The organism is Actinomyces naeslundii (assembly GCF_001956585.1).
Taxonomy (GTDB): domain Bacteria; phylum Actinomycetota; class Actinomycetes; order Actinomycetales; family Actinomycetaceae; genus Actinomyces; species Actinomyces naeslundii.
Window position 1 is genome coordinate 30,968 of sequence record NZ_MSRR01000004.1, and the last position, 22,896, is coordinate 53,863.

The 22,896-nt window shown below is 67.4% G+C and carries 24 protein-coding genes and 3 tRNA genes; 7 read left to right on the forward strand and 20 right to left on the reverse strand.

What is annotated here, in order from left to right; translation table 11 throughout:
• Window positions 1-225: 225 nt before the first annotated feature.
• The gene (locus tag BKH33_RS02265; RefSeq protein WP_232621512.1) at window positions 226-1,170 is read left to right on the forward strand and encodes an Abi family protein; all 945 of its coding nucleotides are present in this window, start codon (window positions 226-228) and stop codon (window positions 1,168-1,170) included.
• Window positions 1,171-1,348: 178 nt separating this feature from the next.
• Window positions 1,349-1,900 carry a CPBP family intramembrane glutamic endopeptidase gene (locus BKH33_RS02270; protein WP_003785034.1) on the forward strand — a complete coding sequence of 184 codons (552 nt, stop codon included), beginning with the start codon at window positions 1,349-1,351 and terminating at the stop codon, window positions 1,898-1,900.
• A gap of 88 nt (window positions 1,901-1,988) precedes the next feature.
• Here BKH33_RS02270 and purE read toward each other — a convergent pair whose 3' ends face one another.
• Together purE and BKH33_RS02280 are read right to left on the reverse strand one after the other, a co-directional pair.
• Window positions 1,989-2,531 carry a 5-(carboxyamino)imidazole ribonucleotide mutase gene (gene purE, locus BKH33_RS02275; protein WP_076071457.1) on the reverse strand — a complete coding sequence of 181 codons (543 nt, stop codon included), beginning with the start codon at window positions 2,529-2,531 and terminating at the stop codon, window positions 1,989-1,991.
• 50 nt (window positions 2,532-2,581) lie between these two features.
• Window positions 2,582-3,877: a 5-(carboxyamino)imidazole ribonucleotide synthase gene (locus tag BKH33_RS02280; protein WP_003782762.1), complete on the reverse strand. Its 1,296-nt coding sequence runs from the start codon at window positions 3,875-3,877 to the stop codon at window positions 2,582-2,584.
• Between the two features lie 68 nt (window positions 3,878-3,945).
• On the opposite strand from BKH33_RS02280, the gene BKH33_RS02285 reads away from it, so the two are divergent.
• The 3 genes from BKH33_RS02285 to BKH33_RS02295 all read left to right on the forward strand — a co-directional run bounded on the left by BKH33_RS02285 (window position 3,946) and on the right by BKH33_RS02295 (window position 6,637).
• A complete protein-coding gene (locus BKH33_RS02285; RefSeq protein WP_003782766.1) occupies window positions 3,946-5,244 on the forward strand; it encodes a hypothetical protein in 1,299 nt (432 codons plus the stop codon).
• Between the two features lie 40 nt (window positions 5,245-5,284).
• Complete coding sequence (locus BKH33_RS02290; protein ID WP_050998508.1) at window positions 5,285-5,800, forward strand: GtrA family protein; 516 nt, start codon at window positions 5,285-5,287, stop codon at window positions 5,798-5,800.
• Window positions 5,801-5,911: 111 nt separating this feature from the next.
• A complete protein-coding gene (locus tag BKH33_RS02295; protein WP_003782771.1) occupies window positions 5,912-6,637 on the forward strand; it encodes a VTT domain-containing protein in 726 nt (241 codons plus the stop codon).
• A 49-nt stretch (window positions 6,638-6,686) separates the two neighbouring features.
• On the opposite strand, the gene BKH33_RS02300 is transcribed toward BKH33_RS02295, so the two are convergent.
• The 4 genes from BKH33_RS02300 to BKH33_RS02315 all read right to left on the reverse strand — a co-directional run bounded on the left by BKH33_RS02300 (window position 6,687) and on the right by BKH33_RS02315 (window position 10,912).
• Window positions 6,687-7,763 carry a sensor histidine kinase gene (locus BKH33_RS02300; RefSeq protein WP_003782763.1) on the reverse strand — a complete coding sequence of 359 codons (1,077 nt, stop codon included), beginning with the start codon at window positions 7,761-7,763 and terminating at the stop codon, window positions 6,687-6,689.
• Window positions 7,764-7,845: 82 nt separating this feature from the next.
• Window positions 7,846-8,517 (reverse strand): response regulator transcription factor, encoded by a 672-nt coding sequence (locus BKH33_RS02305; protein ID WP_003782756.1) that lies wholly within the window; start codon window positions 8,515-8,517, stop codon window positions 7,846-7,848.
• Window positions 8,518-8,744: 227 nt separating this feature from the next.
• Window positions 8,745-9,803 (reverse strand): adenylate/guanylate cyclase domain-containing protein, encoded by a 1,059-nt coding sequence (locus BKH33_RS02310; protein WP_003782759.1) that lies wholly within the window; start codon window positions 9,801-9,803, stop codon window positions 8,745-8,747.
• A gap of 194 nt (window positions 9,804-9,997) precedes the next feature.
• Complete coding sequence (locus BKH33_RS02315; RefSeq protein WP_076077796.1) at window positions 9,998-10,912, reverse strand: biotin--[acetyl-CoA-carboxylase] ligase; 915 nt, start codon at window positions 10,910-10,912, stop codon at window positions 9,998-10,000.
• A gap of 39 nt (window positions 10,913-10,951) precedes the next feature.
• Here BKH33_RS02315 and BKH33_RS02320 point away from each other — a divergent pair, with 39 nt between their 5' ends.
• The gene (locus tag BKH33_RS02320) at window positions 10,952-11,605 is read left to right on the forward strand and encodes a Maf family protein (protein ID WP_076077799.1); all 654 of its coding nucleotides are present in this window, start codon (window positions 10,952-10,954) and stop codon (window positions 11,603-11,605) included.
• Between the two features lie 41 nt (window positions 11,606-11,646).
• Here BKH33_RS02320 and BKH33_RS02325 read toward each other — a convergent pair whose 3' ends face one another.
• The 6 genes from BKH33_RS02325 to BKH33_RS02350 all read right to left on the reverse strand — a co-directional run bounded on the left by BKH33_RS02325 (window position 11,647) and on the right by BKH33_RS02350 (window position 14,408).
• Entirely contained in the window at window positions 11,647-12,357 is a 711-nt protein-coding gene (locus BKH33_RS02325; protein WP_003779913.1) for a MarR family winged helix-turn-helix transcriptional regulator, read from the reverse strand.
• 502 nt (window positions 12,358-12,859) lie between these two features.
• Window positions 12,860-13,681, reverse strand: a complete 822-nt coding sequence (locus BKH33_RS02330; RefSeq protein ID WP_003779892.1) for a MaoC/PaaZ C-terminal domain-containing protein — start codon at window positions 13,679-13,681, stop codon at window positions 12,860-12,862.
• A gap of 116 nt (window positions 13,682-13,797) precedes the next feature.
• Complete coding sequence (gene rpmG / locus BKH33_RS02335; RefSeq protein ID WP_003779904.1) at window positions 13,798-13,968, reverse strand: 50S ribosomal protein L33; 171 nt, start codon at window positions 13,966-13,968, stop codon at window positions 13,798-13,800.
• A 61-nt stretch (window positions 13,969-14,029) separates the two neighbouring features.
• Window positions 14,030-14,103, reverse strand: a tRNA-Met gene (locus tag BKH33_RS02340).
• 38 nt (window positions 14,104-14,141) lie between these two features.
• Window positions 14,142-14,214 (reverse strand) — tRNA-Thr (locus tag BKH33_RS02345).
• 112 nt (window positions 14,215-14,326) lie between these two features.
• Window positions 14,327-14,408: transfer RNA gene (locus tag BKH33_RS02350), tRNA-Tyr, on the reverse strand.
• Window positions 14,409-14,567: 159 nt separating this feature from the next.
• On the opposite strand from BKH33_RS02350, the gene BKH33_RS02355 reads away from it, so the two are divergent.
• Window positions 14,568-15,065 carry a YajQ family cyclic di-GMP-binding protein gene (locus BKH33_RS02355; protein WP_003779912.1) on the forward strand — a complete coding sequence of 166 codons (498 nt, stop codon included), beginning with the start codon at window positions 14,568-14,570 and terminating at the stop codon, window positions 15,063-15,065.
• A gap of 19 nt (window positions 15,066-15,084) precedes the next feature.
• Here BKH33_RS02355 and BKH33_RS02360 read toward each other — a convergent pair whose 3' ends face one another.
• From BKH33_RS02360 to BKH33_RS02395, 8 genes are all read right to left on the reverse strand, one after another.
• Window positions 15,085-15,729: a response regulator gene (locus BKH33_RS02360; protein WP_003779908.1), complete on the reverse strand. Its 645-nt coding sequence runs from the start codon at window positions 15,727-15,729 to the stop codon at window positions 15,085-15,087.
• On the reverse strand, window positions 15,717-16,985 hold the full coding sequence (locus BKH33_RS02365; protein WP_003779907.1) for a sensor histidine kinase: 1,269 nt from the start codon (window positions 16,983-16,985) through the stop codon (window positions 15,717-15,719). Before BKH33_RS02365 ends, BKH33_RS02360 begins: the two co-directional genes overlap by 13 nt.
• Window positions 16,986-17,063: 78 nt before the next feature.
• Window positions 17,064-18,029 (reverse strand): phosphotransferase family protein, encoded by a 966-nt coding sequence (locus tag BKH33_RS02370; RefSeq protein ID WP_003779895.1) that lies wholly within the window; start codon window positions 18,027-18,029, stop codon window positions 17,064-17,066.
• 309 nt (window positions 18,030-18,338) lie between these two features.
• Window positions 18,339-18,905: a P-loop nucleotide/nucleoside kinase family protein gene (locus tag BKH33_RS02375; protein ID WP_003779914.1), complete on the reverse strand. Its 567-nt coding sequence runs from the start codon at window positions 18,903-18,905 to the stop codon at window positions 18,339-18,341.
• Complete coding sequence (locus BKH33_RS02380; RefSeq protein WP_003779900.1) at window positions 18,905-19,582, reverse strand: sensor domain-containing protein; 678 nt, start codon at window positions 19,580-19,582, stop codon at window positions 18,905-18,907. Before BKH33_RS02380 ends, BKH33_RS02375 begins: the two co-directional genes overlap by 1 nt.
• A 125-nt stretch (window positions 19,583-19,707) precedes the next feature.
• Entirely contained in the window at window positions 19,708-20,577 is an 870-nt protein-coding gene (gene htpX, locus BKH33_RS02385) for a zinc metalloprotease HtpX (RefSeq protein WP_003779909.1), read from the reverse strand.
• A 112-nt stretch (window positions 20,578-20,689) separates the two neighbouring features.
• Entirely contained in the window at window positions 20,690-21,268 is a 579-nt protein-coding gene (locus tag BKH33_RS02390) for a GNAT family N-acetyltransferase (protein WP_003779916.1), read from the reverse strand.
• Window positions 21,269-21,382: 114 nt separating this feature from the next.
• Window positions 21,383-22,870, reverse strand: coding sequence for an FAD-dependent oxidoreductase (locus BKH33_RS02395; protein WP_003779898.1), 1,488 nt, complete (start codon window positions 22,868-22,870; stop codon window positions 21,383-21,385).
• Between the last annotated feature and the right edge of the window lie 26 nt (window positions 22,871-22,896).

The following is a 22,896-nucleotide window of genomic DNA, read 5'->3' on the forward strand; positions in this document are numbered from 1 at the left end:
CGAACAGAAACGAACGTGAGATCAACGTGTCAGTGAGTTCCTCATCCAGGCTCCCGCATGCCCGTGTACACTGGCACCACAACACCCCCCAGGCCTCTTACTCACCAGAGCACGCCCAAATCGGGGGGTTTTACATGCCAACACCCTACAATTAGAGGATGATCCCTCCGGCCTAACATTACGATAAACCGGCGCTCAACGAGAACGATCTCATTGAGCGCTACATTGAACATTGAACGTGGCCTCACCATCACGGACCAGAACCGCACCGTCAGATACCTCCGACATATCGGATACTATCGGCTCTCCCCCTACACAATCCCCTTCCAGGTCGATCGAACCACCCAATCCTTCAGCCCGGGAACCACCTTCGATGGCATTCTCTATGTCTATGTATTTGATCGACAACTGCGTCTCCTGACAATCGACGCCCTTGAGCGCGTCGAGGTCGCTGTGCGCGCCGCACTGTCCAACACGATGTCAACACACGGCGAAGGCGGAGCCTTCTGGTACCAAAACGCCTCCAACTATCAAAGCCGCAAAGGATACTCCACAACGATTGAACGCATCGAAGCCCTGACAGGACGCGAACGGCAGCGCACTCCCTCAGATCGCAGTGAACAGGTGGATCGCCTCCACTACCCCGATGCTCTCTCGCACTACCTCGACACCTACTCATCTCCAGCGACACCGCCGTCCTGGCTAGTCATCGAGCTACTCACCGCTGGCGAGCTTCAGCATCTTTACGCCAGCCTGGCCCCCAAGTATCGCAAAACAATTGCGCGAGAGCTCAATCTCCCTGACCAGGTGCTGCAATCTTGGTTCAAGACCTACGTGAGGGTGCGCAACATCTGTGCCCATCACGGACGCCTCTGGAACAGATTCCTTGGCGTATATCCAGTAATCCCAAAAAGCAGAACAGTCCGCTGGCTCAACGAACGCAGCGTCTTCGATACCAGCAACCCAAGAGCCTTGGAACGAAAGAGGCTCTACCCTGTTCTCGTCTCTCTTCAGTCAATCTTGTTCACCATCAGCCCGCACTCAACGTGGGCTCTGAGACTGCACAGTCTTTTAGGGAAGTACCAGCGCATCCCACTGAATGCCCTGGGAATGAAAGCCAACTGGGACACCGACGAGTTCTGGCAAGAAGCTTTCGAGGCTGGCTCGTGACATGGTCAACGACCATCGCACACTTCGCGCGGTCGGTTGATCGTCAATTCTGCAGCCGCTCGCGCAGGGCAGCGCCCTTGGCGTGGGCGACCTCGCCGAGGTCCTTCTGGGACAACTTCGGCCGGCACCGAGCGCAGACTCCCGCCCGATCAGCACAGGTGGCAAGTAGGCTGGCTCAATGGCTGAACTCGTCCTGCTCTGTTTGCCGACCATCGTGTATCTCATCGCACAGTCACGTGGACAGGATCGCAGGTCAGGCTTCAGAGCCGCGTTGGCTCGCGCGGGAGTTTCCTGGGGCTCTCCTGCAGGCTACGGCTGGGCGCTGCTCGTACTGCTCCTGCTGATGCTGACAGCCTGGCTCCCTCTTGCCCTCATACCCGCCGACGTGCAGGACAAGCTCGGCCTATCCATTGCTCGACTCACCTCAGTAGGAACGGCCATCGGAATCACGCTTCGGGCCGTCGGTGAGGAGGTCTTCTTTCGTGGGCTGCTCGGCGGAGTGCTCATGAGGCGGCTCAGCTTCAGATGGGGCAACCTCCTCCAAGCCACCATCTTCCTCGTACCGCACGTGGCCCTGCTGCTGCTCGACGTACGACTGTGGCCGCTCCTCCCCGCGCAGTTCGCCGCAGGATGGCTGCTGGGATGGCTGCGCCACAAGACCGACACGTTCGTTCCCGGTGCAGTGTTGCATGTCATTATCAACATCACGGTCGGACTCCTCACCGCTTGACGGCGCCTCAGGGCGGAGGCGGACGCACGACTCCGTCCGGCCACGGACTGAGACGCTCCAGTTCCGCGATCGCAGGAACGACCTTGTATCAGCCCTGAACGCGCTCCCGCAGGGCAGCGCCCTTGGCGTGGGCGACCTCGCCGAGGTCCTTCTGAAAGGCTCGCATGGCGGCGGCCAGGCGGGTGGCCTCCTGGCTCTCACCGGAAGCGAGGATGCGCACCGCGAGCAACCCGGCGTTGCGGGCCCCGCCGATGGAGACCGTGGCCACCGGCACCCCGGCGGGCATCTGCACGATGGACAGCAGTGAGTCCATGCCGTCGAGGTACTTCAGCGGCACCGGCACCCCGATGACCGGCAGCTCGGTGACGGCCGCCAGCATCCCGGGCAGGTGGGCCGCTCCCCCGGCGCCGGCGATGATGACACGCAGTCCCCTCTCGGCCGCAACGCGCCCGTAGTCGATCATCTCGGTGGGCATCCGATGGGCGGAGACGACGTCGGCCTCATAGGCCACGCCGAACTCGTCGAGGACCTCGGCGGCGGCCCCCATGACCGGCCAGTCCGAGTCCGAGCCCATCACGATGCCAACCACTGGACGGGTCCTGTCCGTCGCCGTTCCGCTGACCCCACTCATGCTGTCTCCCTGTCTCTATGTCGTGCGTTCCGCGCTCTGATACGTCCGGCTCAGGCGTCCCCGCGCAGGATGGCGATGACCTCGCGTGCCTGCTCGACGACCTCGGCGACCTCCTGATCCGGGCCGACCGTCATATTGACGTGCCCGAGCTTGCGCCCGGGTCGCCACTGCTTGCCGTAGAGGTGGATCCGGGCCTCGGGCTGGGCGGCCATGGCCCTCGCCAACGCGTTGGCGGCGGGCTGTCTCTGACCGCCGATGAGGTTGACCATGACGGTGGTGGGCGCCGTCGCGTCAGTGGCACCCAGCGGCAGGTCGAGAACCGCCCGAAGGTGCTGGGCGAACTGACTGGTGACGGCGCCGTCCTGGGTCCAGTGGCCGGAGTTGTGGGGCCGCATCGCCAGCTCATTGACGTACAGCCGCGTGGGCTCCCCGAAGGTCTCGACGGCGAAGAGCTCGACGGCGAGCACCCCGGTCACCCCGGCACGCTCCGCCACCGCGCGTCCGATGAGCTCGGCCTCCTCAACCGCGGCCGAGTCGAGACCGGGCGCCGGCGCCAGGACCTCGGCACACATGCCGTCCTCCTGAACTGTCTGAGCCACCGGCCACACTGCGATCTGCCCGCTGGGGCTACGTGCCAGCAGGACGGCCAGCTCGCGGGTGAAGGGGATGGCCTGCTCCACCAGGAGGCTGGTCACCGCCGCCCCGCCGAGGCTGCCTCCCCCGCCGGCTCCACGGCCGTCGCCCTGACCGGCGCGGGCACGGGCCACCGAGGCGATCCACTCGGCGGCCTCACCCTCGCGCAGGGACTCGGCGCTGCGCACCAGCAGGACCCCGTGGCCGTCATAGCCGCCGCGCGGCGTCTTGAGCACCACGGGCCAGCCGTGCTCGTCGGCGAAGGCCTCGACGGCGTCGGTCATCTGCTCGGCTGTCTCCTGCTGCGAGCCGCCGATCTCGTCCCAGGCGGGCTGCGGGAGCCCTGCCCGACTCATCATCCGTCGCATGGCCAGCTTGTCACGTGCCAGCGTCAGGGCCTGCGGGGTGGGCTGGACGCTGACCCCCTCGGCCTGGAGCCGCTCCAGCAGGCCCGATTCCTGGTGCTCGTGCTCGAAGGTGAGGACCGCAGCCGGTTCCCCTCCGAGCCCTTGAGTACCATCTCCGGCGACGACGGCGCGCACGGCGGCCTCGTCGTCGGCGGCTCCAACGGGGGCGTCCGGGGTCACCTGGCCGGTGGACCCGTCAGCGGCCTCCACCAGGGCCCTCAGGCGAATGCCCAGGGCACTGGCCTCCTCCTGCATCATGCGGGCCAGCTGCCCGCCTCCGATCACGGCGACGATGGGTGCGCTCACACCCCAAGGCTACCCGCCCGCCGCTCGTCCTCACCGCATGCGGGGTCCCAGACCGTAGGGTGGAGGCCGTGACGCCACCCGCCGCAGAGTCCTCCACCACCCAGCAGACCCCGTCCTCGCGCACCGCCCCACCGTTGTCCTCACCGTCATCCTCTCCTCGGGCGCGCAGCGCGTTCTCAGGTCCGCCCCACTCGCTCCAGGTCCTGGCGGTCTGGGCCGCGGCGAGCGCCCTGACCTTCGTCATCCTGCGGCTGGGCGCCCAGGACACGCCCACTACCCCGTGGGCCGGCGCCGCACCGTCCTGGGAGGAGCACATGCGCTTCTGGGACGCCGGCTGGTACCACCGGATCGTTGAGGAGGGTTACCCGGATCGACTGCCCGTGGATGCCAACGGACGGGTCACCCAGAACGCCTGGGCCTTCATGCCGCTGCTGAGCGGCCTGGCCACCTTGCTCGGCTGGACCGGCTGGTCCTTCTACGCACGCGCCGCGATCGTGTCGATCCTGGCCTCGGCGGGAGCGGCGGTCGTCATGGACCGCTGGCTCTCACCGCTGACGGGGCGGCGCACCTCCCTGTGGGCGGTGGCCCTGGTCTGGTCCTCGCCGTGCGCGGCGGTTCTCCAGGTCCCCTACGCCGAGTCCCTGGGGCTGGCACTGGTGGGGCTGACGCTGTGGCTGGCGAGCCGCGGGCGGGCGCTGACAGCGATTCCCCTCGCGCTGGCCGCCTGCTTCGCCCGCCCTGTCGGGGTTCCCCTGGGGGCGGCACTGGGGCTGTGGTGGGCCTGGGAGGTGGCCTGCGCCCGAGGCTGGATCACGCCCTCCTGGTTCCCACGTCTTCTGCCCGGCCACGCCCCTCAGGCGCCGAGCGCACGATGGCGGCTGCTGGCGCTGACACTGGTCACCTGCTCGGCGGCTCTGACCTGGCCGGCCATCGCCTGGCTGGTCACAGGCCGGCAGGACGCCTACACAGCCACCGAGACCTCCTGGCGCGGCGCCGACCTGGCACCCTTCGTGCAGTGGGCGACCCGGTTGGGCGACTGGGTGGGCCCGCATCTGGGGCTGGTCCTGCTCGCTGTCGTGCTGGTCACGGTGACCCTGCTGCTGAGCGCCCCGGGCCTGCGCACCCTGGGACCCGCGGCCTGGTTCTGGTGCCTGGGCTACCTGCTCTACCTCCTGGCCTTCTTCGACCCGACGACGTCGGTACTGCGTCTCCTGCTTCCCCTGGCCCCAGTGGGCTGGGTGCTGGCCGCCGCGGCCTGCACCACCCGCAGGCGAATGGCACTACTGGCGGCCTGCGTCGCCGGTCAGCTGGTGTGGGTCTCGTGGGTCTGGGACTTCGGCAGCGTCAGTGTTCACTGGGTACCGTGACCGGCTTCAGCTTGCGTCATCCGGCGGCAACCGGCATAGGATGCCAATCATGACGCGTTCCTCCAACAATTCCTTGGCACAGCGGCTCATTGCCCTTATCAAGGAATTCATGCAGTTCGGCATGGTGGGCGCGCTTGCCTACGTGATCGACGTCGGCCTTTTCAACCTGTTCCAGCACGGGCCCGTAGGGTTCCTCTCCGGCCACCCGAACTCGGCCCAGCTTCTGGCCTCCTCGATCGCCACCGTCTTCTCCTGGCTGGCGAACCGCTACTGGACCTACCGGGGTCGAACCCAGAAGAACGTCGCTCGGGAGGCCGTCCTGTTCATCCTGGCCAATCTGGGCGGGATCGTCATCACGCAGCTCTGCCTGCTCTTCACCCACCACGTGCTGGGACTGACCTCACCGCTGGCGGACAACATCGCGGCCTACGTCGTCGGCTTCGGCCTGGGAACCGCGTTCCGGTTCGTCTTCTACCACTACATCGTCTTCACCGGGCACAAGGACCGCGGCGCCGGCGACGACGTCGAGCCCCAGCCCACTGCCATTCATCCCTGAGCCGGCCCCGGACCGCCACGCCCTGACCACCGGACAAGGGTGCCCGATTCCACAGTCCGGAGAGGACCACCCTCACGGCGTGGCAGCGAGGGAACCGCTTAGCCTTACCCGGTGACTGCTCTGACCGCCATGGCCCCAGCGCTCGATCTGCCCGCCACCCATCTTGCGTCCCTCCCCGCCGCCCACGCCCCGATGCTCGGCCCCAAGTGGCTCGATGCCGCCAACCTCATCACGACGATCGTCGAGTGGTTCGGCCCCTGGGCCATTGTCGGCGTCATGCTCGTCATCTTCGCCGAGACCGGCTTACTCATCGGCTTCTTCCTGCCGGGCGACTCCTTGCTCTTCACCCTGGGGATGTTCGTGGGCACCGGTCACGTCGGCGTACACATCTGGGCGGCGGCGCCCCTCGTGTGGCTTGCCGCCATCGCCGGCAACCAGACCGGCTACCTCATCGGTCGCAAGGCGGGACCTGCGATCTTCAACCGGCCGGACTCCCGTCTCTTCAAGCAGGAGCATGTCGATCGCACCTCGGACTTCTTCGAGCGCCACGGGGGCAAGGCCGTCACCCTGGCCCAGTTCGTGCCGATCGTGCGCACCTTCACCCCGGTCATCGCCGGCGTCGGCAAGATGCACTACCGCCACTTCATCACCTTCAACGTCCTGGGCGCCACCTTCTGGGCCTTCGGCATCACCTGGCTGGGATACTTCCTGGGCTCCTTCGAGTGGATCCGGGAGAACATCGACGCGATGATCCTCGTGATCGTCTTCATCTCGGTGGCGCCGATGCTCGCTTCCGCGATCTCGAAGTTCATCAGGTCCCGCCGTCAGAAGTCCTGACGCACCTCCCCTCCCGTCACCTCGCGTTGCGCGAGCAGCCGGCGGCGGTTCAGAAACGACGGCGTCGGCCCACGGAGACCAGCGCGCCTTGCGGCAGGACGTTATTGGGGTCCAGGGACTTGGGGACGGCGTTGAGCAGGATCGAGAAGACGGCCGGCTTGCGCTGGGACAGCTCGATCCGGCCGCCGTCGGCCTCGACGAGATCCTTGGCCAGCGCCAGTCCCACACCGGTGGAGCCGTATCCGGAGACATGCCGCTCGAAGACATGCGGGGCGATGTCCTCGGCCACGCCCTCGCCCTCGTCGGCGACGTCGATGAAGACCGCGTGTCCACCGTTGGCACTGCGCACACTCACCGTGGTTGTTCCCGCCCCGTAGCGCAGGGAGTTCTCAACGACGGTGGCCAGAACCTGGGCCAGCGACCCGGGTGTGGCCAGGACCGGGTGCCTGATCTCATCGCTGAAGGTGATGGTGCGCCCGGCCTGCTCGAAGGCCGGCTCCCACTCCTCTCTCTGCTGGGCGAAGATGTCCTTGAGATGGAGGGCCTCCGTGGTCCCGCCTCCGGTTCGGCGTGAGACCTTGAGCAGGTCCTGGACGACACCGGTGAGCCGCTCGACCTGCTCCAGGCAGGCATGGGCCTCGGCGCGCACCTCCTCCTCGCCGGCAAGCAGCTCAATCTCCTCAAGGCGCAGGGACAGGCTCGTCAGTGGGGTGCGCAGCTGGTGCGAGGCGTCGGAGGCGAACTGCCGCTCGGCGGCGATCCGCCCGGCCACTCGCTCCGCCGAACGCACGAGCTCGGCCTGGACCAGGTCGATCTCCTCGATCCCCGAGGATCGCAGACGCGGCCGAACCTGACCGCTGCCGAGCTGTTCGGCCTCGGCCGCCAGGTAGATGAGGGGCGCGGAGATGCGCCGGGCAACCCGGGAGGCCACGACGGAGGCCGCTGTGAGCGCAGTACCGGTGAGAACCAGGACCGTGAGGATGACCGTGCCGATAATGGTGACCCGGTCCCCGCCTCCGGAGGTACGCAACGCGCTGGCGATCCAGGCGCCCCCCAGTGGCAGTCCCAGCAGGAGGACAGCCACGGACACCGCCGACATCGTCATCGTCATGGCGTAGCGACGCATGGCTGCCCTCCTTCAGACGCGATCAGTTCTCCGAGGCGGCCCCAGGGCTCAACGGCGTCTGAGAACCGTCCCGGTCAGTGACTCAGCCGATGGCCAGGCGGTAGCCGTCCTCCTGAGCCAGCAGGAGGGCGGGCCGCTCCTCGTCGTCACCGAGCTTGCGGCGCAACCATGTCACGTGCATCTGCAGGGTCTGCGGGTTGCCGGTGGGATCCTCACCCCAGACCTCCTTGAGAATGTCCTCGCCCGAGGCGACCTCGCCTCCAGCACGCACCAGGACTCGCAACAGCTCGAACTCTCGCGTCGTCAGCTGCAGCTCCCGTGAGCCGACGAAGGCCCGGTGGGCAGCGACGTCGACCCGAATGTCTCCAACGATCAGCTCGTCCTCCGTGGCCTCCCCCGAGGCGCGGCGAACCTGAGCCCGCACCCGGGCCAGCAGCTCCGCCAGGCGGAAGGGCTTGGTGACGTAGTCGTCGGCCCCGGCGTCCAGGCCGACGACGAGGTCGGAGTCCTCGCTGCGCGCAGTGAGCATGAGGATCGGGATGGTCAGGCCCTGGGCGCGCACCTGACGGGCCACGTCCAGGCCGTCGATGTCTGGCAGTCCCAGGTCCAGAACGATGATGTCAGCGGCCGAGACCTCCTCGAGGGCGCCTTTGCCAGTGCCGTGAGTAAGGACCTCATAGCCCTCGCGTCCAAAGGCACGGGCGAGGGGCTCGGAGATAGCGGGGTCGTCTTCGACGAGCAGAACAGTTGTCACATCCGCGATGTTAGGCGACGACGCAACGACCCGCCATCATCCCAGGGGTGGAGAAGATGCCAATACGAGACCCGAAACGAGCGGACCGGGCGCCCCACGCCCGCGGGGCAGAACGGGTTTCTCATGAGATACGGCGACAAACCGCGATCCCGATGTGACATGTCAACGGCCGGAGGACCAATGAATAACGAGATGGTAACGGACGTTTCAGGCCCTGTGGGGCACCCTCAGAGCCGGACTGGAGAAGTCCTCTCCAACGACCAGGGCACGATCTGCCCCAGCCCCTTGGCCACGACCTCATGACACTGCCCCACCCGGTACCTGCTGGCCTCAGGCGAGTGGAGGATGGCCATAGCAGTCGCCTCATCGAGACGGATGCCGCCGGGCTCGGCCGCATCCACGAGGCGCGAGGCCAGGTTGACGGTCGGGCCGAAGACGTCTCCTGAGCGAGAGATGACCCGCCCCTCAACAAGACTTGCCCTCACCCGGATCGCGTCCGGCCCCTTCTGGAGCTCATCGACCAGGGCGGTGACGACATCGGCCGCGACCAGCAGGTCGTCGGAGATGTACATGACGGCGTCGCCGATCGTCTTGACCACCCGAGCCCCCCGCGAGGTGATGACGTCACGGGCCGTGTTCTCGAAGCCCTCGAGCATGTGGGTCAGGGCCGCCTTGCTCATGCCCTGAGCGCGCTGAGTGAAGGAGACGATGTCGACAAACCCCAGGGAACGGATGAGCGGATAGAGATCGGGGCCGGTGTCCTCGCGCCCACGGGCGGAGACTTCTGCATCGGTACGCCCCAGGATCGAGGCCATGTGACGGCGCCAGACATAGTTCAGCTGACGCGACAGGAGGTCCACGAGGCTGTCGATGCGGTCGAGGGCCACCAGCCTCGCCGAGGTGTCGTCCAGGCTGAGACGTTCGCTGAGGTCGGTTACGAAGGTCTCCAGCTCCCACAGGACCAGGCGGTCCATCGTGTAGGACTGGGCTCTCAGGAGCTCGAGCACGCTGGCCGAGGCCAGGGCTGATTCGCTGGTCTCATCGAGCAGCGTCGCAGTGTCTTGCAGCGCGGCGACATCCTGCTCAGTGAAGTGGACCGCATCGGGAGTGACGTCGGCGAAGCCCATGGCGCGCCAGAACTTCTGCGCCGTCTCCAGGCTGGTCCCCGCCCTGCGGGCCAACTCGGTCAGGGTAAGGCTGGGGGCCTCCCCCAGCAGCAGGTGCTCGTGCCCCGCCAGGGTGGTCCGCTCCGCAGGCCCCGCCCCGACGGTGGTCTCACCTTCCACACGTTGGGTATCCGCGTGAGCCTTCTGCCGGGCGCCTTCCTGGACCCCGAGTGAGTCCGCTGCGCGCCCATTGCTCGCTTGGCTGTCTAATATCACCGTGTCAGAGTAGCGCAGATCACACGCCAATGCCTCCCGAGAGATTCTCTGCCCAGGACGGCAGCCCGTCCGCGCCACTCATTCCTCCTTTCGCAGGCTCAGCCTGTGACACGCACCAGCGTGACGTCGCCCGCACGAACCTCGGTATCACCCGCCTGATTGCGCAGCACCAGGGCGGGGGTGACATCGACAGCCAACCCGCTGAGCTCACCGTCGGGAGCCTGAACACTGACGTGCTGTCCCAAGGTGGTCAGGGCCGCGCGCAGCTCGCGCCCAAGGGCCCCGTCCCCGGCGTCGACGTCGCCGCAGACCCCCTCCCACTGCTCCAGGCGCCGGGCCAGCTGGTGGCCGATCGCGTTGAGGGCGACCTCTGCGACAGCTGCGTGCGCAGAATCACCGTCCGCGTCGACTACGCCGAGAGTGCGCAATGAACCCGCCCATGCCACCGGCAGGTCGTCGACCTCCTGCCCGATATTGACGCCGATGCCGAGAATGACCATCGGGGCCTCATCGCGACCGGCGGGCCCCTCGTCGGCCACCGACAGCTGAGTGGTACGACCCTCGGAGGGCTCCGGAGTGACGAGCTCACTGAGCACGCCGGCGATCTTGCGGGTGCTGGCCCAGCCGGGCACCGGAGCGACCACCGTCGAGCTCTCGGGTACGGCAACGACGTCATTGGGCCACTTGGTACCCATCCTCCAGCCGCGCCCCCTCACGAAGGGCTCCAGCGCGTCGCGCACGGCCAGACCGGCCAGTAGCGGCACCCAGGTCAGCAGCCGTGCCGGAACGAGGGGCCGCAGGACCACCGAGACCAGGAGGGCGCCGTCATCGGGAGTGACCCACGCACGCCCGGATCGCCCCCTGCCCGCAGTCTGCCTCAGCGCACGAAGGGCTGACAGATGGGGCCAGGCCTCAGTCTCGGGGCCCCTCAGGGCGCTGCGCAGGTCGTCCTGGGTAGAGCCGGTGACGGGGACGGTGACAAGACGCGAGAAGGGACTGCCGCTTGTGCTCATGAACCGAGCCTAGCGGGCGGCGCCGTATAGGGTGACACCGTGATCCTCCTGGCATCCAAGTCATCCGGCCGCTTGGCCACCCTGCGAGCTGCCGGCGTCGAACCGCTGGTGCGAGCCTCCTCCGTCGACGAGGAGGCAGTACTTCACGAGCTGGCCCAGCGGCGTCGAACCACGGGTCTGGCAACCCCGAGCGCCGCCGAGCAGGTACAGGCCCTGGCTCGAGCCAAGGCGCTCGACGTCGCAACCTCCACCGACCCGCAGGATGCCGAGGTGATCGTGGGCTGCGACTCGATGCTGGAGATTGACGGCCACGTGGTCGGCAAGCCCATCAACGCCGCCGACGCCCGCGAGCGTTGGCGGACAATGAGCGGGAGCACCGGCACCCTGCACACGGGGCACTTCTTGGTGCGCACCGTCGACGGGGCCATCGCCGAGGGGGTCAGCTCGGCCACCATCCGCTTCGGCTCTCCTTCTCAGACCGAGATCAACGCCTACATCGCCAGCGGTGAACCGCTGGGATGCGCGGGAGCCTTCACCATTGACGGACTGGGTGGCGCCTTCATCGAGGGAATCGATGGCGATCCCCACGGGGTCGTCGGCATCTCTTTGCCGCTACTGCGCCGGCTGCTGGCAGATCTAGGGGTGCGCTGGACAGACCTGTGGGCGCCGCCGGTCGGCGGAGGAACCGACTGACGACGCCCACCGATCCGCGGACAGTCGATCGATGCGATGCGTCAGGATGCCGAGGACGCCGACACCGCCGACACCCCGGAGTCATCCGGAGCCTGAGCGACGACCTTCATGAGCTCAGCCAGAGCGACCTGCTGCTCCCGACTGAGACGGTCAATGACGTGTCGACGCACGCCGTCGAGGTGCACCGGCGCAGCCCTGCGCAGGAAGTCGAGGCCTGCCGGAGTCAGCGCGCAGTTGACGCCACGACGATCCGAGTCGCAGGAGCTGCGCTCGACGTAGCCCACATTCTCCAGACGTCGAACCGTGTGGGTCAGCCGGGAGCGGGAGTGAGAGACGTGCTCGGCCAGAGTGGACATGCGCAGCGTCTGCTCCGGCGCCTCCGACAGACGCACCAGGATCTCGTACTCGTGCATGGAGATGCCGCAGCCGGCTTCGAGCTCCCGGTTGAGGCGGGCGGTGACAGAGGTCGAAGCCGCCAGGAAGGCGCGCCAGGCATCCATCTCGATCTCATCGAGCCGACGGAAGCCCCCCTGCGTCGACTGCTCGGAGGAGTCGTTCTGTCCGCAGGCCTCGGTAAGCACCTGCCCACAGGTACCGGCCGGCTCCTGGCCGCACTCGGCCCGGCCGGCGACCTCAGCCGACTCCTGGCTGTAGGTGGCTTCGACGGCTTCCTGATCGCTCTGGGTCCACTTCATCTCGACGTCCTCAGTATAGGCCGTCGGCTCCACCATTGTCCGCTCTGCAGTAATCACCTTATTGACTCCTCTCAGCACCGACCCGTATAGGCCGCGAACCCTCAAGCACTCACTTGTTGTCTGCCTTTGGCTTTCATACAAGTGCAAGTCCGCTACTTTTTTATCACACTCGGTCAGAGCATCAGTATGTCGATACAGCCGCCCAGAAGATCGGACAACCTGTCCAGGACCATCAACGTCAGCGACTTTCGGTTGATATAGCGGGAAACTCGGAGAGGTCCAGCCGTCCCGGAAAGAAATTCTCGCCCCGCCTTCACGCCACCCTGACATCCATCAGATTGACAGTGTAATTACCCATCTTTGTCACGTTATCATCCCCACTGACCGATGATTGGAGGGGGTCTACAATTCATTTCAACCCTCTCATCTCGCGGGCACCTAGACAACACTGAATCGCCGTCAGAATTCTCTCCAGCGGGTAATCATTTTTTCCTCACGAAGTGATAGGTGCCCGATCAGCCCCCACCGCCGCCGTGCCTCCAGATCCGGCCGGCCGTCGTCACCGTCGCCGCAGGACAGGGCGGCCCGCCTGGACGATGGCACCGGTGTCGAGGTCGACGACGAGAGTCGCACCGGGTTCCCCATCTCCTCGAGGAGACGCCGGAACATCGGCTGAACCAATGAATTCCAAGCCAATGCGTCGATGAGACGAAGACTGGACGAGCGCGAGACTGAGCGCGCCGACGAGAAGCCCGTGAGCGACGACGTCATTCGTGCCGGCTCGCAGTCCGGCCTCGGCAGCCCTGCCGGGCAGGAGGTGGATGGGGTTGCGATCTCCGGTGACCTCCGCCCAGGAGGCAATATCACCGGAGGTGAGCCAGCAGGACCTGGCGCCGGAGGACGGATCAATTCCGGCCCCGCCGTCCGTGATTTCCCACCCCCGGGATGCCCTCGGACGGGCCTCGGCGCGACGGGCGACCTCATGGGTCACGTGCCAGTCCCCCGTTCCCACCTCCACTCGAGTCGTCGCTCGAAGGAGCTCCCAACCCGCTCGACGGATCTGTCGGACCACCAGTCCGCCAGGATCGGCGGAGCTCACTACGGCCTCGGTGCTCAGATGAGCCGGAGTCATGCGGCAACGACGGTGCAGCAGACCATCCCAGGAGGCGCTGCCTCGATGCCCTCGTATCCACTCCTGGAGCTGTCGCATGGCCAGAACGGCGGGGAGAATCGCCGTCGCACCGCGCAGAGCAAGGCGGCCAGCCGTGGGACTGGACGGCCCAGGCGGCGCGGAGGGCTCGGCGGGTCCCGTGGCGAGAATGCCGGCGAGGACCGCTGTAAGCCGCTCGACGACGTCGTCACAGGGACCAGCAGGGTTCACGTCACCGATGCTAGGCGGCAGCCGCCTCGGGCACGACGAAGCCCCGCCGACATCATGCCGACGGGGCTTGATCCAGACGTCGCAGGTGGCTGCGACAGGGGCCGGAACGCGCTTGCTCAGCGGGTCTCGCGGTGCTCGGTGTGCTTACCGCAGCGAGCGCAGAACTTGGCGATGCTGAGACGGTCGGGGGTGTTCCGACGGTTCTTCTTGGTGATGTAGTTCCGCTCCTTGCACTCCGAGCAGGCCAGAGTGATCTTGGGGCGAACGTCGGCGGACTTGCTGGCCACGTTTGTCTCCTCGTGTCGATCCTCGAGCATGCGACGGGTGCGCTGTACTCGAAAGCTTGCGTAGCGGGGGAGGGACTCGAACCCTCGACCTCACGATTATGAGTCGTGCGCTCTAACCAGCTGAGCTACCTCGCCATATGACCACAATGGGGGCCAGTGGCCCCCGCTGCGAGAGCCCCGAAAGGGAATCGAACCCTTGACCTTCTCCTTACCATGGAGACGCTCTGCCGACTGAGCTATCGGGGCAACGAGCGGAATCCTAAGCAGATCCGAGCCTCTCCGGCAATTCGGTCCGCCGTGGCTTCGCTCACTGCGGTTCTCACCGCGAGGGTGAGGTGTGATCAACGAGTGATCAGCGTGGCGGGTGAGGGATTCGAACCCCCGTAGCATTACGCGGCTGATTTACAGTCAGCTCCCATTGGCCGCTCGGGCAACCCGCCTTGACTCCATGCTCCGACCTCTCGGTCATCGCTTGGCGCCGTGGAAGAATAGCAAGGCGGCGGCGCGAAGCGCCAATCGCCCCTGTAGGACCCTCCTCACAGAACAACCCGCCTAGACTCGGGTCGACTGAAGTCCCGGCCCCGGAAAGGACTGCCGACATGGCCAACGACTCCTCCTTCGACGTCGTCTCCCGCCTCGACCGCCAGGAGGTGGACAACGCTGTCAACCAGTGCGCCAAGGAGATCTCCCAGCGCTACGACTTCCGCGGTGTCGACGCCTCCGTGAGCCTGTCCGGCGACACCATCACCCTGGAGGCCAACACGGCCGAACGGGTCCTGGCGATCCTGGACGTCCTGGAGTCCAAGCTCTTCCGCCGCGGCGTCTCCCTCAAGGCTCTGGACCTGGGAGACAAGGAGCCGCGCCCCTCAGGCAAGATCTACCGCCTGGTCTGCCCCCTGCGCGAGGGACTCACCCAGGAGGTGGCCAAGAGGATCACCAAGGCGATCCGCGACGAGGGGCCCAAGAGCGTCAAGGCCACGATCCAGGGCGATGAGGTGCGCGTGACCTCCAAGTCCCGCGACGACCTTCAGAGCGTCATCGCCCTGCTGAAGAACCTCGACGTCGACGCCGCTCTCCAGTTCGTCAACTACCGCTAGGACCTCCACCGGCTCCGCTCTAGGCCGACAGCAGCGCCAGGACGGCCTTGACGCGGCGGTGGACGGCGGCGTCGGGCAGGAGCCCGAGCTTGGCGAAGATCCGCTGGGTGTGCTTCTCCACCGCCCCCTCGGTGACCACCATGATCTCGGCGATGCCGGCGTTGGTGCGCCCCTCGGCCATGAGGGCCAGGACCTCCCGCTCGCGGGGCGTGAGCTCGGTGAGCGGGTCGTCGCGCCGGCCTCGCTGGAGGACCTGGGAGACGACGTCGGGGTCCAGGACGAGCTCACCGCGCGCCACCCGCTCGACCGCGCCGAGGAAGGCGTCAATGTCACCAACCCGGTCCTTGAGGAGGTAGCCCAGGGCGCCACCGCCATCGGCCAGGAGGTCGGGCAGGTAGCCGGCGACGACGTACTGGCTCAGCAGCAGGATGGGCGCACCCGGCCACTGGGCGCGGATACGGGTGGTGGCGCGCAGGCCCTCGTCGGTGTGGGAGGGCGGCATACGGATGTCGGCGACGACGACATCGGGCCGCAGCCGCAGGGCCTCGCTCACGAGGGTCTCACCGTCCCCCACTCCCCCGACGACCTCGTGGCCGCCGTCGGCCAGGATGAGGGCCAGTCCCTCGCGCAGAAGGACGGAGTCATCAGCGATCAGAACGCGCACGGGATCATCGCCTCCACTGTGGTCGGCCCGCCGGTCGGGGACGTGATCGTGAGCCTACCGTCGACACCGTTGAGGCGCTCCACCAGACCGGCCAGGCCGTGACCCTTGGCGGTCGAGGCCCCGCCGATGCCGTTGTCGCTGATCCTCACCTGCAGCGCGCCGTCGACGACGCGGGCCTCGACGCCGGCGGCCGTGGCCCCGGAGTGCTTGTTGAGGTTGGCCAGGGACTCGCTGACCACGAAGTAGGCTGCCTGGGAGACGTGATCGGGCAGCTCCGGCAGCTCAGTGCTCACGGTGACGGGTACGGAGGAGCGGGTGGCAGCCTCGGTGATGGCGGCCGCCAGGCCACGGTCGACGAGGACCGGTGGAGCGATACCGCGGGAGAGCTGGCGCAGCTCGTCGAGGGTCTGCTGGGTCTGGTCCATGGCGCCCTGGATGATCGCCGAGGCCGCCACCGGGTCCTTCTCGGCCTGGCGCTGGGCACGGGCCAGGTCCATGCGTAGGCGCACGAGGCGCTGCTGGGGGCCGTCGTGGATGTCGCGCTCCAGGCGGCGGCGAGTGTCGGCCTCGGCGCGCTGGACGGAGGCCCGGGAGGTCTGGAGGCGGCTGACCTCGCTGCGCCAGGAGAGCATGGCGCGGATGAGACCCGTCTGCATGGCGGCCAGGCCCCGCAGGACGGCAGGGGCGGTCAGGGAGAAGACAATGCCGCAGGTGAGGTTGAAACCGATGTCCCAGAGCAGCTCCGGCTGCAGGCCCAGAAGATGAGCCAGCCCCTGGCGCTGCTCTCCGATGGTCGGGTCGAGGACCAGGTCAAGGGTGATGTCGGCAATGGGGGCCAGAAGACCTGCCACGGCCAGGGCCAGCCACACGACACTGATGATCCAGGTGATGAAGGAGACCGGGAAGTAGATGACAGCCCACAGCAGGTCCATCCAGCGCTGAGGGTCGCGCAGGCGCCGGAAGAGCCGACGGCGCGCGGAGGTTCCCGGCTCGGGCACGAGGTAGCCACCCGGTACCGGCTCGCGCCCGTCCACACGCGCCACGGCGAGGCGGGCAATGTTGGCGAAGCCCCCGGCGATGCTCAGGTCGATAATGAGCAGCAGCAGCCCCACCCAGATAATGGTGGTGACCACACCGAGGGCGGTCAGTGGCACAACCAGGTAGAAGGCGAGCAGGCTCAGTGGCCCGCTGAGGAGGAGGAAGGCGGCGTCCCTGCCGAGCTGGCGGTAGCGCGCGGCCCATGCTGATCGGTTCATGCCTCATATCCTCCTCAGGGCCGGAATCATGCCCAATCCTGCCACCTGGCGGGGCCGTGGTGGGGCTAGCCCGACACGTCAGTCTGCGAGCCGATCGGTCAGATTGCGGGCGATTTCATCAGCCCACATCCCGTAGCGAGCCTCGCCGGGGCGGCTGAGGCAGTACAGGAGGTTGCCCATGCGGTCGAGGAGCTCGTAAGCGTCACGGCGGGCGAGCAGCTGCTGCGGGTCGATGGCACCGGCGTGGCGAGAGTACCGCGAGTACTCCGTGACGAAGGCGGCGACGTCGTCGGGCGTCATGGGCAGGTACCAGGGCCCGCCGATCACCCGGCCACCGATGAGGGCCAAGTCCTTGGCTCTGTCGCCGGGGCCCGACCACTCGAAGTCGATGAGTCGTGGAACGCCGTCGGGGCTGAGGATGACGTTGGTGACGACGACGTCACCGTGGATGAGCGGGTGGATAGGGACGGCCTCGAAAGCCGGGGCGAGTCGGGTGAGCTCGCGGCACCAGGCGGGTAGGAGTGCACTGACGCGTGGATCGGTGAGTGTCTCCGGGTGGTGCCTGCCCCACCAGGTCAGCAGCTCCTCCCCCTGCTCGCCGGCACTCGGCACAAACACGGCCGACGGTGCGGGACTGGTAGCAAGGGCCTCGTGCAGGCGGGCGATCTGGTGGGCGAGGGCGGTCGCGAGCCGCGGGTTCCAGTCGGTGGCGCGCAGGGCCCGACCGGAAACGTGGGTGGTCACCATGTAGGGGATGCCGAGCGGGTTATCGGTACCGGTCTCCAGGGCTATGGCACTGGTGCCGAGCTCGGGCGGGACGCGTCTGAGGGTCTCGAACTCGGCCGTCATCGAGCGGGGCATCTCATGGGGCGAGCGCCGGGGAACACGCAGGACCCGCGCCTGGTCACCGGAGCCGATTCGCCAGGCAACGTAGCTCTCTCCGGCGCCGAGCAACGTGATCTCAGATGTCCCCGGCTCGGCCGGCAACCCGCGCAGCCGACCGGTGCTGACGGCGATCCGGATGCGCCGCAAGGCTGAGTCCATGGGGATCGTTCCCTATCTCTGAGTCCATGCTTCACTGAGTACCCTCAAAGGGATCTGAGCGTGCCGATCAATCCTGCATACCGAGCTCTCGAGGCCACTTCATGCACCTACCTTTGAGCAACCCGCTTCGTCACGTCGATCCGGTCACGGCGTGCGCCCCCTACAGACCGCTTCAGCCGTCACCGGATGAACACTCGCGCGGGCACCGGACCATCATCACGACGATCGCCGTTATCGTTGCGATCCTGTCATTAGTTGCGTGGTTCTACGTCACCATATCGATCAGCGACTCCTCCGAGAAGGTACGAGTCACTGAGACCGGCTCAGGCATGACCGACCCCAGCCCCAGGTAACCTCGTTGACGATGGCCTGGGCCGCCTCGACGGCAGTGAGTCGGGCGGTGTCCAGGTGGAGGTCGGCCTCGGGCCAGGGGGCGTAGTCGCGGCGGGTGATCTCCTTCCAGTCCGGCAGCTTGAGGCCCTCGATATCGCCGACCCGCTGCCGGGCACGGCGGCGGTGCTCGGTCGTATCCGAGCAGACGAGCTCGACGGCGAGGAACCGGCATCCCTGGGCCGAGGCGGTTTCCTCCCACAGACGGCGGGTGATGGGCAGCGGGTTGACGCACTCGACCAGGACCTCACCGCCCGAGGCCAGGACATCTCGGGCGACGGCAGCAGCCACGTAGTAGCCAGCGCCTCCGGGCATGCCGGGAAGCATCTCGCCACTGTCCCGCAGAGCCTGCTCAATAGTGTCAATGCGCAGCCAGGTCGGCGGCCGGCTCTGCGGCTGCGCCTCGGCCCGCAGGCGCAGGATCTCCCGGCAGACGGCGGTCTTGCCGACTGCCGGTAGTCCGCCGACGACGCACAGGGTTGCCATCAGTACCTGGCCATCTGCTCGAGGCGGCTGACCTCGCTGCGCCAGGAGAGCATGCCGTGGATGAGCCCCGCCTGCATGGCGGCCAGTCCCCGCAGGACGAAGGGGGCGGTCAGGGAGAAGACGACGCCGGCGCTCAGGTGGATACCGATCTCCCAGAGCAGGGGCGGATACAGGCCCAGAAACTCGGCCAGACTCTGGCTCTGGTCTCCCACGGTCGCGTTAAGAATCAATTCAAGAATGACGTCGATAATGGGCGAGAGCAAGCCGCCCACGGCCAGGGCCAGCCACCCGACGCTGATGATCCAGGTGAAGAGGGACACCGGGAAGTAGACGATGACCCACAGCAGGTCCATCCAGCGCTGAGGGTCACGCAGACGCCGGAAGAGCCGACGACGCGCGGAGGCCCCCGGAACAGGAGACAGGTAAGCGCCAGGTCTGGGTTCACGTCCGTCCAGACGCGCCACACGCAGACGGGCCAGGTTGGCGAAGCCCCCGGAGATGCTCAACGCCAGGGTCAGGAGGAGGAAGCCGATCCCGACGATGACGGTTCCGGCACCGGCTGCGGTCAGCGGCAGGACGAGGCAGAAGGCGAGCAGGCTCAGTGGCCAGCTGAGGAAGAGGAAGGCGGCATCCCGGCCGAGTCGGCGGTAGCGCGCGGCCCATACTGATCGGTTCATACCCCCCATTTTTCTCAGGCCCGGAATCGCACCCAATCCTGCCACCTGGCGAGGCCATGGTGGGGCTAGCCCGACATGGCAGCGGGAAAGACGCGGCAGCCCGACGACGACGGTCGGGGTCATCGTCAGTACCCGGCCATCTGCTCAAGGCGGGCGATGCGCTCGTCCATGGGCGGGTGAGTGGAGAAGAGGTTGCGCAGGCTCCCGAAGGGATTGGCGATCATCATGGAGGAGACCGGTTCAAGGCGCGGGTCCTGCCCCATGGGCACGCGCGAGATGCCAAGCTCGAGCTTGCTGAGCGCGCTGGCCAGGGCGAGCGGGTCCTGAGTGAGCTCGGCGCCGTCGTGGTCGGCGTCGTACTCGCGAGTCCGGGAGATGGCGAACTGGGTGATGGCAGCGGCCAGGGGCGCCAGGAGGGAGAGCAGCAGGACGGCGATGATGTTGCCGCCGTCCCGGTCACGCCGGTTACCGCCGCCGAACCACAGGGCCATGGTGGCCACCGAGGAGATGACACCGGCGATGCCCGCGGCCACCGAGGAGGTGAGGATGTCGCGGTTGTAGACGTGGGAGAGCTCGTGGCCCAGGACCCCGCGCAGCTCGCGCTCGTTGAGGAGCTGGAGGATGCCCTGGGTGCAGCACACGGCGGCGTGCGAGGGGCTGCGCCCGGTGGCGAAGGCGTTGGGACTCATCGTGGGGGCCACGTAGAGGCGCGGCATGGGCTGATCGGCGGCGGCGGAGAGCTCGCGCACGATGGCGTACATCTGGGGCTGCTGGTCCTCGGTGACCTCAATGGCACCCATGGAGCGCACCGCGATCTTGTCGGAGTTCCAGAAGCCGTAGGCGGTCTGTACCAGGCCGAAGACCGGCGCGATGATCAGCCAGACGGCGGAGCCCGTGCCCCGGGCCAGGGCGTAGCCGAGAAGGAGAAGCAGGCTCCACATGCCGCCCAGGAGGACGGCGGTCTTGAGACCGTTGAAGTGGTGGGTCCTTGTCATGGTGAGAGACTATGGGACGAACCTGTGTCTGACCTATGTCCATCGGCGCGTGCGACCATTGGCGGATCGAGGAATAACGGCAAGGCTCCGCGCGGCTCAGACGGGAGCGGGCTCAGCCGCGCGGGACCACTCGCGCGGTGATGAGGCCGCACTCCAGGCAGCGCAGGGCATCGCGGAAGTCGTCGGGGTCGAAGGTGGTTCCCGGCGCCTCTCGCACGAGGGTCCAGTACTCCCCCGTCGAGTCCAGGACCGCGTACCCGGTGTCGCGGAAGCCGGAGCGCTCGTAGAAGGAGAGCCGACGGCGTCGCTGCTCGGCGTTGTCGGCCTCGGCGATGACGGGCTCGATGTCCAGGACGATGGCGCAGCCGGGGTGACGGCGCTCGAGCTCGGCCAGGAGGCGGGTGCCCACGCCGCGGCCGCGGGCAGCGTCGTCGACGGCGAGGTAGAAGAGGCAGAGCAGACGGGAGCCGGGGCGGCGCACGGTCCAGGTCAGGGCGACGGGGTCCGGCGAGGCCGCACGGGTCGGTCCGGCGGGCTGGTCCCACCAGGCGACGAGGTCGATGCCGCGCCGCAGGCTGAGCAGGTGGATGAGTGCCCAGGGAAGGCGCTCATCCTCGGGGAAGGCACGCAGGTAGAGGTCATGCGCCCAGCGGTTGGTTCCGCTGGCGAAGCGGACGCGGCGGGTTCTCATCGGGCTTCTTCCTCTCCGTGTCGGTGACGACGCCCGTCCGGCACCGGCCGCGGGGACCGGTGCCGGACAGGTGATGCGATGTCGGCTGGGCCTGAGCCGTAGACCGTGCTCGGCTCAGTCGGCCAGGCGGTGGGCGACGCGCTCTGGAACGCGGTCCGCCTCGGGCTGGCCGATGAGGTCCTCGGGAACCTCGGTGGAGCGCGAGATCGCGGTCATGGCGTCGCGGGATACGACCTTGACGCGCTCGCGCTGCTTGGCGTCGCCTCCGGTCACGACGACCTCGCCGTAGTCCTCGCCGAGCTCACGCTCGTAGGCGTCCAGCAGCTCCCAGCCCTCCCAGTTGGTGAAGGGGATGCCACGGGACTCCAGCAGGGCGATGAGGGCGTCGTGGCCGACCTGGCTCTCGTCGTCGGTCTCGGCGTGCAGGAGGCCGGCGTTCGCGTCGGCAACGAGATTTGTGATCGTCTCCTGCGCGTCGGACTTGGTGGAGCCGATGAGGCCCACGGGGCCGCGGCGGATCCAGCCGGTGGCGTACAGGCCGGTCAGCGGTTTGCCGTCCTCGCCGAGCACGCGGCCGCCCTCGTTGGGGACGACGTGCCGCTCGGCGTCGAAGGGGAGGCCCTCGATGGCGCTGGAGGCGTATCCGACGGCGCGGTAGACGGCCTGGACGGGCCAGTCGCGGTACTCGCCGGTGCCGGTGACGTTGCCGTCTCCGGTCAAGCGGGTGCGCTCGGTACGCAGGCCGACGACGTGGCCGTCGTCGTCGGTGAGGACCTCGTGGGGGGCCGAGAAGAGATGGATGTGGATGCGGTGGGAGGCGGTGAGGTCCTCCGGCTCCTGCATCGCGTAGCCCTCGAGGGCCTTGACGACCTGGCGCTGCTGGTTGGAGGCGGCCAGGGCCGCCTGGGAGCCCTCGTCGTACTCGAAGTCCTCCTCGTCGACGATGACGTCGACGTCGGCCTGCTTGCCGAGCTCGCGCAGCTCCAGCGGGGTGAACTTCACCTGGGCGGGGCCGCGGCGGCCGAAGACGTGCACGTCGGTGACCGGGGACTGCCGGAGGGTGGCGGCGACGTTCGCGGGGATCTCGGTGGTCATGAGGTCGTCAGCGTGCTTGGCCAGGACACGGGCGATGTCCAGGGCCACGTTGCCGACGCCGATGACGGCGACCTCCTTGGCGCTCAGGTCCCAGGTGCGCGGGTGGTCGGGGTGACCGTCGTACCAGGAGACGAAGTCGGCACCGCCGTAGCACTCGGGGGCGTCGACGCCGGGGATGTCCAGAGGGGCGTCGGTGTCGGCGCCGGTGGAGAAGACGATGGCGTCGTAGTGCTCGTGGAGCTCGGCCACCGAGATGTCACGGCCGACCTCAACGTTGCCGATGAGGCGGATGTCCCCGCGCTGGAGGATCTTGTAGAGGGCCACGATGATCTGCTTGATGCGCGGGTGGTCGGGGGCAACGCCGTAGCGCACCAGCCCGTAGGGCGCAGGAAGCCGCTCGAACAGGTCGATACAGACCTCCATGCCCGACTTCGAGAGGATGTCCGAGGCGTAGATGCCTGCGGGGCCTGCTCCGATGACGGCGACATTGAGAGGACGTGCGTTCACTGTTCTTCGTTCCTGATTCAGGGGAC